The organism is Escherichia sp. MOD1-EC6098 (assembly GCF_002965865.1).
GTDB classification, from domain to species: domain Bacteria; phylum Pseudomonadota; class Gammaproteobacteria; order Enterobacterales; family Enterobacteriaceae; genus Escherichia; species Escherichia marmotae.
Window position 1 is genome coordinate 141284 of sequence record NZ_PTSN01000006.1, and the last position, 12792, is coordinate 154075.

Below are 12792 nucleotides of genomic sequence, written 5' to 3' on the forward strand. Positions count from 1 at the left end.
TTTATATGAACAATAAAACAGCATGTCATTCATATTTTTTTAGCATATTGTGCAATTATTTTGAGGAAGTGTAGAAGATTTGTACGCAAAATAAAAAAGCCGGGGCGACCCGGCAAAACAAACATTACTGCATATTATTCGCTAACGAACCAGTCATCTGCGCTTTCCCATGTTTCTTGCAGAATTTCGCTAATACGTTGTTTATCTTCTTTTGTCGCGCCAATAACCGATAAATTATTGGCTGAAGCATAACGAACAGACACATGGCTTTCGTTATCAGGAAACGCAGACTGAATACGGCGGGAAAGTTCACCTGCCAGAGCGTCAATAGCCCCGGCAGGTAATGGAGAAGTTTTCGCGATGGTGACTTCAATTCTCATAATAGCCCCCTGTTAAATATACTGGTTATTTATACAGGTAAAATAACCTAATGACAACAGGGTGCTACGTTTTTTTATTGTTTAACTGTCCAGCGAACCGTTTCTCCGGCCAGGAATGGCACCAGCGTGTCGTCGGTCAGAGCGATGCTTTCAGCAACTTGTTGCTCTTCGCGTACCAGTTCAATAAACGATTCGTTGACCGGTAAACCATAGAACTGCGGGCCGTTTAAAGAACAGAACGCTTCAAAGTGCTGCAACGCATCCATTTCTTCAAATACAGTGGCGTAACTGCCCAGCGCCGTTGGTGCATTAAAACAGCCTGCACAACCGCAGCTACTCTCTTTGCGATGACGTGCATGTGGTGCGGAGTCAGTCCCGAGAAAAACGCGATTAAAGCCACTGGCGACCAGCTCACGCAGTGCCTGTTGATGCACATTACGTTTGAGAATGGGCAGGCAGTACAGGTGCGGACGTACACCGCCAACCAGCATATGGTTACGATTAAACATCAGATGCTGGGGGGTAATAGTAGCGGCCAGCAATTCATTACCGTCACGAACATATTCGGCAGCATCTTTAGTGGTGATGTGCTCAAAAACCACTTTCAGCGCAGTCAGGCGCTGGCGCAGTGGCTCCATAACCGTTTCAATAAAGCGGGCTTCACGGTCAAAAATGTCGATATCGGCGTGTGTAACTTCTCCGTGCACCAGCAGCGGCATGCCAATTTTTTCCATTCGCTCAAGTACCGGCATGATAGTGTCAACCGACGTCACACCGTGGCTGGAGTTGGTGGTAGCGTTTGCCGGGTAAAGTTTTGCCGCGGTGAACACGCCTTCGTTAAATCCACGCTCCAATTCATTGGGGGCCAGCGAATCTGTTAAATAACAGGTCATCAGCGGGGTGAAATCGTGTCCGGCAGGTACGGCGTCAAGAATACGCTGGCGATACGCTACGGCAGCTTCGACGGTCGTTATGGGCGGAGCCAGATTGGGCATAACGATGGCCCGGCCATAAGTTTTGCTGGTATACGGCACGACAGTTTTTAACATGTCGCCATCGCGGAGGTGAAGGTGCCAGTCGTCTGGGCGGCGGATCTTTAATACCTGGGATGGTGCAGTCATTAATCTCTATGCTCCGGCTGAAGGGATGTTTTTGCCGGACACAAAGGATAAGCGGAAACGTTTTCCTTTGCACGAAAAATAAAGGGCGCGAATGCGCCCTTCGTGTTTAATCAGTAAACGGAATGACAATTTCGCCAGGTTTCACCTCAATACCTTTCGCCAGTTTTTTCGCCATTGCTTCACCCTGACTACCATCTTCGCGCAGAACGTAAGCCGGTTGCTGGTTGAAGTAATTGCGTAGTGCCTGGTTCAAATAGGGAAGCAATGTTTGCATTACCGTTTGCATTTTTTCTGGCTGCACCGTTGCGTCGACCACTTCCATCTCTTTCAGGAAGATCGCGCCTTTTTCTTTATCAAACACCGGCAGCGCCTTCAGCTTCAGTTTCATGGTTGCTTTCTGGCTGCCGAAAAGAGAGTTCATATCCAGATTGGCATCACCGGTTAAGGTGATCTTATTTGGCTCTTCGCGGCCAATTTGACTGGCCAGATTTGTCAGAACGATATGGGCATCAGCCACACCGGGCAAACCGATATCTTTTGAGAAATTATTATGTTTCGCAAGCGACTGGTTAATTTCTTGTTCGCTAATCGTGTACTGGGTGAGTTGATTACAGCCAACGAGCAGGCCGCTGATGATCAATGCAGCGGCAAATAAAAACTTGTTCATGGTAGTCCTCGACATGAAATCTGCGTCAATATCCTGACACAACGCAGCATGTGTCACCAGCGTTAAACCCGCCAGCAGAAAAAACTGAAAACAGCGGCGACAGGTAATAACAGGTTGCTGCGGCGAGTAGATTGACTGGGCGAACAATGGTAACAGAAAGCATGGCATTTTCAGGCGTCGCGTTCCAGCAACCGACGCGTAGCGCGTTTCTGGCTAAATTGCCACCCCATCGCAACGAAGGTGATGATGCCAATAATGCCCAACATTATCCACGGTAGTTCTGGTTGCTGCGCCGATTTACCCAGGTCAAACAGCCAGCCGCCACCGACATAACCGATAGCACCGCCAATCGCCAGGCCCAGACGACTAAACCCCATATAGCTGCCGCGCGCTCGTGCATCTGCCAGCGAGGCGCTTAGGGTTTCACGCGCAGGTTCGGCAATGATTGAACCGATATAAAATAGACAAATCAGGGTGAAGAGTTGTTGCAGATTGCTGACCATTCCAACCGGTATCATGCTTAACGACATGACCAATAGCCCAGCCATCAATCGGTGTTCCAGACGAAAACGTCTTTCGCTCCAGCGGGCGATAGGGTAAAGCAACGTTAAGGAGAGACACGCTTCAATGGCATACATCCATTTAACGGCAGAGGGCGCTCCGGCGATATCGTTGACCATAATCGGCAGCATCAGCATTACCTGAACGGCCAGCATGTAGTAGCCTGCCAGCGTCAGAACATAGGTGACAAAACGTTTATCGCGCATCACGCGGGCCATGCCTTCGCGGACTGGCGTACGCGCGGTAGAAAGTTTCCATGCCGGTAACAACCAGGCATTAAATGCCGCACACAGCACAAACAAAATTGCACCCGTCGCGCAGACCAGGCGGAAATCGTATTGCAACAGCCAGCTACCTAATAATGCGCCAATGACCGCACCAGCACTGTCCTGCATCATCAACAGGGAGAAAAAACGTCCACGCTGTTGCGGGCGGATCAATTTGACCACCAGTGCCGAACGCGGCGGATCGAACAGAGTACCGCCAAGACCTGAGAGAAGGCAGGAAAACCACAGCATCCATGGCTCGTGGGCGATCCCCATAGTGGCAAATCCCGCGGCGCGCATCAGCATTCCGGTGACGATCATCGGTTTTGCGCCAAAGCGGTCGGCAATTGCGCCGCCAAAAATGCCTAAACCTTGCTGAATGAACTGACGCAGACCGAGAGCAATACCGACCATCACGGCTGCCCAGCCCATTTGATCAACGAAGCGGATAGAGATCAGGGGGAAGACAACAAAGAACCCCAGCACGACCAGCATATTATCGATGAGCAGGAAATATTTACCCAGGTTCCTGGCCTGTGAAACGCGCGACATTTCCCCTCCCGGGAAATAAAAGATGAGCACTTTCTATTCTGCATGGTCGCTAATACTTTTCCCATATTTCCCGGGACAATATTTTTTTATCGAAAGTCCTCTTTGATAGAGAGTTTTTATCAAATATGTGAATAATGCAGGAAATGGCATTTTGGACTTTTCACAGGTTCTGGTTGCGCAGGTATAGTAATACTTACAGCGTATTAAAGACGTTACGGGAAGGAGTAGGTATAGAATGTTTGGCTATCGTAGTAACGTGCCAAAAGTGCGCTTAACCACAGACCGACTGGTCGTGCGTCTGGTGCATGAACGTGATGCCTGGCGGCTGGCGGACTATTACGCAGAAAATCGCCATTTTCTCAAGCCCTGGGAACCAGTGCGCGACGAAAGCCACTGCTATCCTTCAGGCTGGCAGGCCAGGTTAAGCATGATTAATGAATTTCATAAACAAGGTTCTGCATTCTATTTTGGGTTGTTCGACCCGGATGAGAAAGAGATTATTGGCGTTGCCAATTTTTCTAATGTGGTGCGAGGATCTTTCCATGCCTGCTATCTCGGTTATTCAATCGGACAAAAATGGCAGGGCAAGGGGCTAATGTTTGAAGCCCTGACCGCCGCCATTCGTTATATGCAGCGTACCCAACACATTCATCGCATTATGGCCAACTATATGCCGCACAATAAACGTAGCGGTGATTTGCTGGCGCGACTGGGTTTTGAAAAAGAAGGTTATGCGAAAGATTATCTGTTGATTGATGGACAATGGCGCGATCACGTGCTGACGGCATTAACCACCCCGGACTGGACGCCCGGCCGCTAAGGAGAATGTTATGAAGTATCAACTTACCGCACTGGAAGCCCGCGTGATTGGCTGTTTACTGGAAAAACAGGTGACGACGCCGGAGCAATACCCGCTCTCCGTGAATAGCGTAGTCACGGCCTGTAATCAGAAAACGAACCGTGAACCGGTAATGAACTTAAGCGAATCTGAAGTGCAGGAGCAGTTGGATAATCTGGTAAAACGTCATTATTTACGCACGGTGAGCGGTTTTGGTAATCGGGTCACCAAATATGAGCAACGCTTTTGTAATTCAGAATTTGGCGATCTGAAACTGAGCGCCGCAGAAGTGGCGTTAATCACCACGTTGTTATTGCGTGGTGCCCAGACGCCGGGTGAACTGCGCAGCCGCGCGGCGCGAATGTATGAATTTAGCGATATGGCGGAAGTAGAGTCGACGCTGGAACAACTGGCGAATCGCGAAGATGGCCCTTTTGTGGTGCGTCTGGCTCGCGAACCGGGTAAACGCGAAAGTCGCTATATGCATCTTTTCAGTGGTGAGATAGATGAGCAACCTGTGGTAACGGAACCGTCGAAGGCGGTTGAAGGTGATTTACAGGCCCGTGTCGAAGCACTGGAAATCGAAGTGGCAGAACTGAAACAGCGTCTTGATTCGTTGCTGGCCCATCTGGGAGATTAAAGTGAAAAAATTACGTATCGGCGTAGTGGGGTTAGGAGGGATCGCGCAAAAAGCGTGGTTACCGGTGCTGGCGGCAGCGTCTGACTGGACGTTACAGGGGGCATGGTCGCCAACGCGCGAGAAAGCTCTACCCATTTGTGAAAGCTGGCGCATTCCTTATGCCGATTCGTTATCTAACCTTGCTGCCAGTTGCGATGCAGTTTTTGTCCACTCCAGCACCGCCAGTCATTTTGAAGTGGTCAGTGCGTTATTAAACGCTGGCGTTCATGTCTGTGTCGATAAACCCCTGGCAGAAAATCTGCGCGATGCCGAGCGGCTGGTGGAACTGGCGGCGCGGAAAAAACTGACGTTGATGGTCGGTTTTAACCGTCGCTTTGCACCGCTCTACAGTGAGCTAAAAACGCAACTTGCCACCGCAGCGTCGCTGAGAATGGATAAACATCGTACTCATAGCGTCGGGCCACACGATCTTTATTTCACGTTGCTGGATGATTATCTGCATGTGGTTGACACTGCTCTGTGGCTGTCTGGCGGCAAAGCCTCCCTTGACGGTGGTTCGCTGTTGACTAACGAGTCTGGCGAAATGTTGTTTGCCGAGCACCATTTTTCGGTGGGGCCTTTGCAAATCACCACCTGCATGCATCGCCGTGCTGGTAGCCAGCGTGAAACGGTGCAGGCCGTGACCGACGGCGCGCTCATCGACATTACGGATATGCGTGAATGGCGCGAGGAGCGCGGGCAGGGCGTGGTGCACAAACCGATTCCCGGCTGGCAAAGTACCCTCGAGCAGCGTGGATTTGTTGGCTGCGCGCATCATTTCATCGAATGCGTGCAAAATCAGACAGTTCCACAAACTGCTGGTGAGCAGGCAGTACTGGCGCAGCGCATCGTTGACAAACTCTGGCGAGACGCGATGAGTGAATAAACCCTGTAACATCTGGCGGTAGCAATTCACCATAATCCAGGTAGACTATTCGCCTCTTTCAGCGCCTGCGTTGCAGGCGTTTTGTTCGTGGGTCTGGATTAGAACACCAATGAATTTATTAAAATCGCTGGCCGCCGTCAGCTCGATGACCATGTTTTCGCGTGTGCTTGGCTTTGCTCGTGACGCTATTGTCGCCAGAATTTTTGGCGCAGGGATGGCAACCGACGCTTTTTTCGTCGCTTTCAAACTTCCTAACTTGTTGCGCCGTATCTTTGCCGAAGGGGCATTCTCCCAGGCATTCGTGCCGATTCTGGCGGAATATAAAAGCAAGCAAGGTGAAGATGCAACTCGGGTCTTTGTCTCTTATGTCTCGGGCCTGCTGACGCTGGCACTGGCGGTTGTGACCGTTGCCGGGATGCTCGCCGCACCGTGGGTGATAATGGTGACCGCGCCGGGCTTTGCTGACACCGCCGACAAATTCGCGCTGACCACTCAGCTATTGCAGATCACTTTTCCCTATATTTTGCTGATCTCCCTAGCATCGCTGGTGGGGGCTATTTTGAATACCTGGAACCGTTTCTCGATTCCGGCATTTGCCCCGACGTTACTTAACATCAGCATGATTGGTTTTGCGCTGTTTGCTGCACCGTACTTTAATCCGCCGGTGCTGGCGCTGGCGTGGGCTGTTACGGTGGGCGGTATACTGCAACTGGTGTATCAGCTACCGCACCTGAAGAAGATCGGCATGTTGGTTCTGCCGCGCATTAACTTTCACGATGCAGGAGCAATGCGCGTGGTGAAACAGATGGGTCCGGCGATCCTTGGTGTTTCTGTTAGTCAGATCTCCTTGATCATCAACACCATTTTTGCTTCGTTTCTTGCCTCAGGTTCCGTGTCGTGGATGTACTACGCCGACCGTTTAATGGAGTTTCCGTCTGGCGTACTGGGCGTGGCGCTGGGGACTATTTTGCTGCCGTCGCTGTCGAAAAGTTTTGCCAGCGGTAATCATGATGAATACAACCGCTTGATGGACTGGGGCCTGCGTCTTTGTTTCCTGCTGGCGCTGCCGAGCGCGGTAGCGTTGGGTATTCTCTCAGGTCCATTAACTGTTTCGCTGTTCCAGTACGGTAAATTTACCGCCTTTGATGCGCTGATGACTCAGCGGGCATTGATTGCCTATTCAGTGGGGTTGATCGGCCTGATTGTGGTGAAAGTGCTGGCTCCGGGTTTTTATTCCCGCCAGGATATTAAAACACCGGTGAAAATTGCCATCGTCACGCTGATTTTGACGCAGTTGATGAACCTGGCGTTTATCGGCCCGTTGAAACATGCCGGACTGTCGCTTTCCATTGGTCTGGCAGCTTGCCTGAATGCCTCGCTGCTTTACTGGCAGTTGCGTAAGCAGAAAATCTTTACCCCGCAACCCGGTTGGACTGCGTTTCTGCTGCGTCTGGTGGTAGCAGTGCTGGTGATGTCTGGCGTACTTTTAGGTATGTTGCACATCATGCCGGACTGGTCATTGGGTACTATGCCCTGGCGCTTACTGCGTTTGATGGCGGTAGTTGTCGCGGGAATTGCGGCGTACTTTGCCGCGCTGGCGGTGCTGGGCTTTAAAGTCAAAGAGTTTGCCCGTCGGACGGCTTAATAACCAATCCCGGCCTGCATTGCAGGCCGGAGAAAATCTTCAGATAGATATCTTTTTACCGCCGCGATGGGGCGTTGAGGTTTGACCGTTGGCCCCGTACAGCGTCGGCTCCTGATGTGGTTTCAGCATTTCCAGCGCCTGTTGATTGCGCTCAATCTGTCCTTCCAGTAGCCAGCCGTTATGTTGATTTAACTGACGCAGTTGCTGCGTTTTTACGGTAATTTCCTGCCAGCATTGTGCGATATCGTTGCTGTTTGCGACATCCGGTATTTGCCGACGTAACTGCTCGAGGTAATCCAGCGTCGCCAGCAGTGAGCTTTTTTGTTCTGTAATCCGTTGTAACTGACTGCCGTTGATCTGCCCCATAGAGAGATGTTGCAGCTCTTGCTCCATCACCGTTTTAAGATCGTTAAGCACTGCGGACATCTGGTCGAGGATCTCTGCAAGACGCGTCATACGTTTATTTACTCAGTAAGTCTTGTTGCACTTCGCTGATCAGTGCATCGGCAATTTTGCCGACATCTATCTTTAGTTCACCGTTACGAATCGCCAGTTTCAACGCTTCTACGCGCTCAAGATTGATATCACTGCTGCCTGGTTGCATCAGTTTTGCTTGTGCATCGCTTAATGTCACACTGGTACTGGCGGCGGCGGTCGTTTTTGTCGAGCGGGTATTGGCTACCGGAGTGTCACTGGTTTCGCGTGGCTGAACGGTGCTTATGGGCTTCAGGGGAGCGGTGCGGTCAATACTCATGGTTTATTCCTCATTGAGGGCGCTTTTATCATTTGTTGCTTATTTATCGGCAATAGTCGGTCAATCTTTAACAGATTACAGGTTTATAAGAATATTCCCATCCGCATCCACCACACCACTGACCACCTGACCCGACACCATGCGGACACGAGCATTTTGCGCAACCGCCGCGTTGTTCAGCGCCTGACCTTCAGCATTAGCGCTGAAACCATCGCCACTGGCGATCACGTTGACACGCTGTCCGGCTTTTACTCGCCAGGCCTGGCGCAGCATGGTTAGTTGTATTGGCTGCCCGGGCGTCAGATCGCGCAGACTGACTGCATCAACCAGTTGATTAACATCCAGTACAGTACGTGGCGGTAAGGTATCCAGCCGTCCGCGTTTCAGTTTGACGCTGGCAGATTCCAGTTTTCCTCCCCGCACAATGGGCATCGCGGCAACGACATAATTCCCAGTGGCCTGCACATTGACTTGCACATATCGTTTGTCGTTGCCGCAGCGTGCCAGCACATTCACATTGCCCCACAGGCGGGAATTACTGGTGATGGAAAACAATGGCTGTTCACACGCAGGCAGTAAATGGGGGGGCGTGCGAATAGAGATACGAACCTCATCACTCAACCCCGCCAGTTGTACCACAAAAAAGGTTTTCAATTGTGATGTGAAATCGCCAGCCGTACTCAGCGGGCCGAACAGTATCGCGATGAGTACCACGCCATGCTTCATTATTTGCATTTCCGCCCCCAGCCATTTCTACAGGCTAAATTGTACCCGCGCGGCGTGACCATCAACGGCATAAATAGCGACCCATTTTGCGTTTATTCCGCCGATAACGCGCGCCTAAAGCCTTTAAGCTGACGGCAGAATTTTGATATCTGCGGAGGAGATATGCTCGATAAGCTCGACGCCGCCTTACGTTTTCAACAAGAGGCGCTCAATCTGCGCGCTCATCGTCAGGAAGTGCTGGCGGCAAACATCGCCAACGCCGATACCCCTGGTTATCAGGCGCGCGATATAGATTTTGCCAGTGAACTTAAAAAAGTAATGCTGCGTGGACGGGATGAAACCAGTGTGGTGGCCCTGACCATGACCTCAACGCAACACATTCCGGCGCAGGCGCTGACGCCTCCTTCCGCAGAACTGCAATACCGTATTCCGGATCAGCCTTCGCTGGACGGCAATACCGTCGATATGGATCGCGAACGCACCCAGTTTGCCGATAACAGCCTGCAATATCAGATGAGCCTTAGCGCGTTGAGTGGGCAAATCAAAGGCATGATGAACGTTTTACAGAGCGGAAATTAACGGATGGCACTGCTGAATATTTTTGAGATCGCCGGGTCGGCGTTAACTGCCCAGTCCCAGCGTCTGAACGTAGCGGCCAGTAATCTGGCGAATGCCGATAGCGTGACAGGGCCAGACGGACAACCTTATCGGGCAAAACAGGTGGTGTTTCAGGTGAACGCCGCGCCGGGAACCGCGACAGGTGGGGTGAAAGTGGCTGACGTGATTGAAAGCCAGGCGCCAGACAAACTGGTATATGAGCCGGGAAATCCACTGGCGGACGCGAAGGGTTACGTGAAAATGCCAAACGTGGATGTGGTTGGGGAGATGGTTAACACCATGTCGGCATCACGCAGTTATCAGGCCAACGTTGAAGTCCTCAACACGGTGAAAAGCATGATGCTGAAGACCCTCACGCTCGGTCAATAAAGGAGAAAACCATGTCCATTGCGGTAACCACCACCGATCCGACAAATACTGGTGTCAGTACTACCAGCAGTAGTTCGCTCACTGGCAGTAACGCTGCAGATTTACAAAGCAGTTTTCTGACTTTGCTGGTGGCGCAACTGAAAAATCAGGATCCGACCAATCCGATGGAGAACAACGAGTTGACATCGCAACTGGCGCAAATCAGCACGGTTAGCGGGATTGAAAAACTCAATACTACACTCGGTTCGATTTCCGGACAGATAGACAACAGTCAGTCGCTACAGGCCAGTAACCTGATTGGTCATGGTGTGATGATCCCCGGCACCACCATTCTTGCCGGTACTGGCAGTGAAGAAGGGGCGGTAACCACGACCACGCCGTTTGGTGTTGAACTGCAACAGGCGGCAGACAAAGTCACCGCCACGATCACTGATAAAAATGGCGCGGTTGTACGCACGATTGATATCGGTGAACTGACCGCCGGAGTCCACAGTTTCACCTGGGACGGCACATTAACTGACGGCATAACCGCACCGAATGGTTCTTATAACGTGGCGATTAGCGCCAGTAACGGTGGTACGCAGTTAGTTGCGCAACCGCTGCAGTTTGCTCTGGTGCAGGGCGTGATCCGCGGTAACAACGGTAATACGCTGGATCTCGGCACTTACGGCACCACCACTCTCGACGAAGTACGGCAGATAATTTAAGCCTTCACATTTCAGGAGTCAGTCATGGCCTTTTCTCAAGCGGTTAGCGGATTAAACGCAGCCGCCACCAACCTCGATGTTATTGGCAACAATATCGCCAACTCCGCCACCTATGGTTTTAAATCCGGTACGGCTTCTTTTGCTGATATGTTCGCGGGTTCTAAAGTGGGGCTGGGGGTAAAAGTTGCCGGCATTACCCAGGATTTTACCGATGGAACGACCACGAATACAGGACGTGGCCTTGACGTTGCCATCAGCCAGAACGGTTTCTTCCGCCTCGTAGACAGTAACGGCTCAGTGTTTTACAGCCGTAACGGGCAATTTAAACTCGATGAAAACCGTAATCTGGTGAATATGCAAGGTTTACAGTTAACGGGGTATCCGGCAACCGGCACACCACCGACTATTCAGCAGGGGGCGAATCCAGGCAATATTTCGATTCCGAATACCCTGATGGCGGCGAAAACGACGACAACGGCGTCAATGCAGATCAACCTTAACTCCAGTGATCCTCTTCCGACAGTCAAAACTTTCGATGCCAGTGATGCGGATAGCTATAACAAAAAAGGTTCGGTAACGGTATTTGACAGCCAGGGGAATGCTCATGACATGAGCGTCTACTTTGTGAAGACCGGGGATAATAACTGGGATGTTTACACCCAGGATAGTAGTGATGCAGCCAGTATCGCTAAGCAAGTAACAACACTGGCGTTTGATGCGAATGGAACTCTGACATCTGGTGCTTCTGCGTTAGTTGCCACCGGTGCAATTAACGGTGCAGATCCCGCCTCATTCTCGTTAAGTTTCCTCAACTCCATGCAACAAAACACCGGTGCGAACAACATCGTGGCAACCACCCAGAACGGCTACAAACCGGGCGATCTGGTGAGTTACCAAATCAACGATGACGGTACGGTAGTCGGCAACTATTCCAACGAACAAACCCAACTGTTGGGGCAGATTGTGCTGGCTAACTTCGCTAACAACGAAGGACTGGCGTCCGAAGGCGATAATGTCTGGTCTGCGACGCAATCTTCTGGCGTGGCGCTGTTGGGGACTGCCGGAACAGGCAATTTTGGCACGCTGACCAATGGTGCGCTGGAAGCGTCCAATGTCGATCTCAGCAAAGAACTGGTCAATATGATTGTCGCCCAGCGTAACTATCAGTCCAACGCCCAGACTATCAAAACCCAGGACCAGATCCTCAACACGCTGGTTAACTTACGCTAATCGCTGACGGGATAGCTCAATGGATCACGCAATCTATACCGCGATGGGGGCCGCCAGCCAGACGCTGAATCAGCAAGCGGTAACTGCCAGTAATCTGGCGAATGCATCTACACCTGGTTTTCGCGCGCAGATAAACGCCTTACGTGCAGTGCCGGTAGAGGGACTTTCGCTGCCTACACGCACGCTGGTGACGGCATCTACGCCAGGGGCAGACATGACGCCCGGCAAGATGGATTACACCTCACGTCCGCTGGATGTTGCGTTACAGCAAGACGGCTGGCTGGCCGTGCAGACCGCTGACGGTAGCGAAGGATATACGCGTAATGGCAGCATTCAGGTTGATCCCACCGGGCAACTGACGATTCAGGGGCATCCGGTGATTGGTGAGGCGGGGCCGATTGCTGTGCCGGAAGGGGCGGAAATCACTATTGCTGCCGATGGTACTATCTCGGCGCTGAATTCTGGCGATCCGGCAAATACCGTCGCTCCAGTCGGGCGGCTGAAACTGGTGAAAGCTACGGGCAGTGAAGTGCAGCGCGGCGATGACGGCATTTTTCGTTTGACTGCTGAAAGTCAGGCCACACGTGGAGCGGAACTTCAGGCAGACCCGACGTTACGGGTGATGTCGGGCGTGCTGGAAGGCAGTAATGTCAATGCTGTTGCGGCGATGAGCGACATGATTGCCAGCGCGCGGCGTTTTGAAATGCAGATGAAGGTTATCAGCAGCGTTGATGATAACGCAGGCCGTGCCAATCAACTGCTTTCGATGAGTTAATTGAAAGGATAAGTGACA

16 protein-coding genes are annotated in these 12792 nt (G+C 51.6%); 9 read left to right on the forward strand and 7 right to left on the reverse strand.

Features of this window, described 5'->3' with window-relative positions:
- Positions 1–134: 134 nt before the first annotated feature.
- The 4 genes from dinI to mdtH all read right to left on the reverse strand — a co-directional run bounded on the left by dinI (position 135) and on the right by mdtH (position 3547).
- Positions 135–380, reverse strand: coding sequence for a DNA damage-inducible protein I (gene dinI, locus C0K55_RS09130; protein ID WP_105266248.1), 246 nt, complete (start codon positions 378–380; stop codon positions 135–137).
- Between the two features lie 74 nt (positions 381–454).
- On the reverse strand, positions 455–1501 hold the full coding sequence (gene pyrC / locus C0K55_RS09135) for a dihydroorotase (protein WP_000126569.1): 1047 nt from the start codon (positions 1499–1501) through the stop codon (positions 455–457).
- Between the two features lie 106 nt (positions 1502–1607).
- The gene (locus tag C0K55_RS09140) at positions 1608–2168 is read right to left on the reverse strand and encodes a lipoprotein (RefSeq protein WP_010377240.1); all 561 of its coding nucleotides are present in this window, start codon (positions 2166–2168) and stop codon (positions 1608–1610) included.
- A 170-nt stretch (positions 2169–2338) separates the two neighbouring features.
- On the reverse strand, positions 2339–3547 hold the full coding sequence (mdtH, locus tag C0K55_RS09145; protein ID WP_085448870.1) for a multidrug efflux MFS transporter MdtH: 1209 nt from the start codon (positions 3545–3547) through the stop codon (positions 2339–2341).
- Positions 3548–3782: 235 nt separating this feature from the next.
- On the opposite strand from mdtH, the gene rimJ reads away from it, so the two are divergent.
- The 4 genes from rimJ to murJ all read left to right on the forward strand — a co-directional run bounded on the left by rimJ (position 3783) and on the right by murJ (position 7595).
- On the forward strand, positions 3783–4367 hold the full coding sequence (gene rimJ / locus C0K55_RS09150; protein ID WP_000468210.1) for a ribosomal protein S5-alanine N-acetyltransferase: 585 nt from the start codon (positions 3783–3785) through the stop codon (positions 4365–4367).
- Positions 4368–4377: 10 nt separating this feature from the next.
- Positions 4378–5025, forward strand: a complete 648-nt coding sequence (locus C0K55_RS09155; RefSeq protein ID WP_000877132.1) for a YceH family protein — start codon at positions 4378–4380, stop codon at positions 5023–5025.
- 1 nt (position 5026) lies between these two features.
- Positions 5027–5950 (forward strand): Gfo/Idh/MocA family protein, encoded by a 924-nt coding sequence (locus C0K55_RS09160; protein WP_000736170.1) that lies wholly within the window; start codon positions 5027–5029, stop codon positions 5948–5950.
- Between the two features lie 109 nt (positions 5951–6059).
- Positions 6060–7595 (forward strand): murein biosynthesis integral membrane protein MurJ, encoded by a 1536-nt coding sequence (murJ, locus tag C0K55_RS09165; protein ID WP_001050690.1) that lies wholly within the window; start codon positions 6060–6062, stop codon positions 7593–7595.
- 39 nt (positions 7596–7634) lie between these two features.
- Here murJ and flgN read toward each other — a convergent pair whose 3' ends face one another.
- The 3 genes from flgN to flgA all read right to left on the reverse strand — a co-directional run bounded on the left by flgN (position 7635) and on the right by flgA (position 9084).
- Entirely contained in the window at positions 7635–8051 is a 417-nt protein-coding gene (flgN, locus tag C0K55_RS09170; RefSeq protein WP_105266247.1) for a flagella biosynthesis chaperone FlgN, read from the reverse strand.
- A gap of 4 nt (positions 8052–8055) precedes the next feature.
- A complete protein-coding gene (gene flgM / locus C0K55_RS09175; RefSeq protein ID WP_000020864.1) occupies positions 8056–8349 on the reverse strand; it encodes a flagellar biosynthesis anti-sigma factor FlgM in 294 nt (97 codons plus the stop codon).
- A gap of 75 nt (positions 8350–8424) precedes the next feature.
- Positions 8425–9084, reverse strand: coding sequence for a flagellar basal body P-ring formation chaperone FlgA (flgA, locus tag C0K55_RS09180; protein ID WP_105266246.1), 660 nt, complete (start codon positions 9082–9084; stop codon positions 8425–8427).
- Between the two features lie 153 nt (positions 9085–9237).
- On the opposite strand from flgA, the gene flgB reads away from it, so the two are divergent.
- The 5 genes from flgB to flgF are packed head-to-tail and all read left to right on the forward strand — an operon-like array spanning position 9238 to position 12774.
- Positions 9238–9654: a flagellar basal body rod protein FlgB gene (gene flgB, locus C0K55_RS09185; protein WP_000884689.1), complete on the forward strand. Its 417-nt coding sequence runs from the start codon at positions 9238–9240 to the stop codon at positions 9652–9654.
- Positions 9655–9657: 3 nt separating this feature from the next.
- Entirely contained in the window at positions 9658–10062 is a 405-nt protein-coding gene (flgC, locus tag C0K55_RS09190) for a flagellar basal body rod protein FlgC (protein ID WP_001196470.1), read from the forward strand.
- A gap of 11 nt (positions 10063–10073) precedes the next feature.
- Positions 10074–10769: a flagellar hook assembly protein FlgD gene (gene flgD / locus C0K55_RS09195; RefSeq protein ID WP_105266245.1), complete on the forward strand. Its 696-nt coding sequence runs from the start codon at positions 10074–10076 to the stop codon at positions 10767–10769.
- Between the two features lie 24 nt (positions 10770–10793).
- Positions 10794–11999 carry a flagellar hook protein FlgE gene (gene flgE / locus C0K55_RS09200; RefSeq protein ID WP_000885838.1) on the forward strand — a complete coding sequence of 402 codons (1206 nt, stop codon included), beginning with the start codon at positions 10794–10796 and terminating at the stop codon, positions 11997–11999.
- Positions 12000–12018: 19 nt separating this feature from the next.
- The gene (gene flgF, locus C0K55_RS09205; RefSeq protein ID WP_000349270.1) at positions 12019–12774 is read left to right on the forward strand and encodes a flagellar basal-body rod protein FlgF; all 756 of its coding nucleotides are present in this window, start codon (positions 12019–12021) and stop codon (positions 12772–12774) included.
- Positions 12775–12792 lie beyond the last annotated feature (18 nt).